Origin of the sequence: Candidatus Competibacter denitrificans Run_A_D11 (assembly GCF_001051235.1) — a bacterium.
GTDB classification, from domain to species: Bacteria; Pseudomonadota; Gammaproteobacteria; order Competibacterales; family Competibacteraceae; genus Competibacter_A; species Competibacter_A denitrificans.
In genome coordinates this window covers 1-1,170 of the sequence record NZ_CBTJ020000081.1, presented here as the reverse complement: position 1 = coordinate 1,170, position 1,170 = coordinate 1, and the positions used below count along the sequence as shown (strand labels likewise).

General features: G+C 62.5%; 1 protein-coding gene. It reads left to right on the top strand.

Annotated elements, in window-relative coordinates:
• Nucleotides 1–179: 179 nt before the first annotated feature.
• On the top strand, nt 180–1,145 hold the full coding sequence (locus BN873_RS14655; protein ID WP_048675276.1) for an IS110 family RNA-guided transposase: 966 nt from the start codon (nt 180–182) through the stop codon (nt 1,143–1,145).
• Nucleotides 1,146–1,170 lie beyond the last annotated feature (25 nt).

Below are 1,170 nucleotides of genomic sequence, written 5' to 3'. Positions count from 1 at the left end.
CCTTGTATGTTGGGGATTGGTTAAAGTGTAAGGGCGACGTGGTAGCACGAAAACCCTGAGGGACTGCAGATCCCGTGGGAGAGCGAGAAGCGCCACGTTGATTTTTCAGTGAACCGGAAACCCGAACAGTTGCCGGGGTTAAAACCCGCATCGTGCAAGGTAGGGAGAGGAACACGTTGATGCAAGAAAATCGTGAGCGGTTGGAGGAATGCTGGATCGGGATTGATGTCGCGAAGGCGCATCTGGATGTGGCGACCTGGCCGGAGAGCGAGCGGTTACGGGTGGCTCGCGACACGGCGGGATTGGAGGTGTTGATCGACTGGTTGCGCCCCCGATCACCGGCGTTGATCGTGCTGGAAGCGACCGGGGGCCTGGAAATCCCGGTGGTCACGGCGCTGGTTGAAGCGGGATTGGCGGTGGCGGTGATCAACCCGCGCCAGGCGCGTGATTTTGCTAAAGCGACTGGGCGGCTGGCGAAGACCGATGCGCTGGATGCGGCGGTGCTCGCCCACTTTGGCGCGGCGATCCGTCCCGAACCTCGGCCCTGGAAGGACGCCCAAGCCCAGGAATTGATGGCGCTGATCCAGCGGCGGCGGCAGGTGGTGGAGATGTTGACGGCGGAGAAAAACCGTCGGGTGAGCGCCCATCCGCGCGTGAAGCCCGACATCGACGCCACCATCGCCTGGCTGACCCAACGACTCCAGGACCACGATGACGACCTAAAGCGCGGCTTACGCGAAAGCCCCCTCTGGCGCGAAGCCGACGACCTCCTCCAGGGCGTTCCCGGCATCGGCCCGGTGACCTCGGCCACCTTATTGGCCGCCTTGCCGGAATTGGGCGCCCTCAACCGCCGCCAAATCAGCGCCCTGGTCGGCGTCTGTCCCTTCAATCGGGATTCCGGCCAGGGCCGGGGTAAACGCATGATCTTCGGTGGACGCGCGGGCGTGCGGGCCGTCCTGTATATGGCTACCGTCGCCGCCAGTCGATGTAATCCCATCATCAAGGTTTTCTACCAACGCCTTCGGGTCGTGGGCAAACCTCCCAAGGTCGCCCTCACGGCCTGTATGCGTAAATTGTTGACCATCCTCAATGCCATCCTCAAGACCAACTCCCCTTGGCAGCCTCCCGCAGAGTGCAGGCCATGAGATGACAACACAGTTGCTCTCCCTC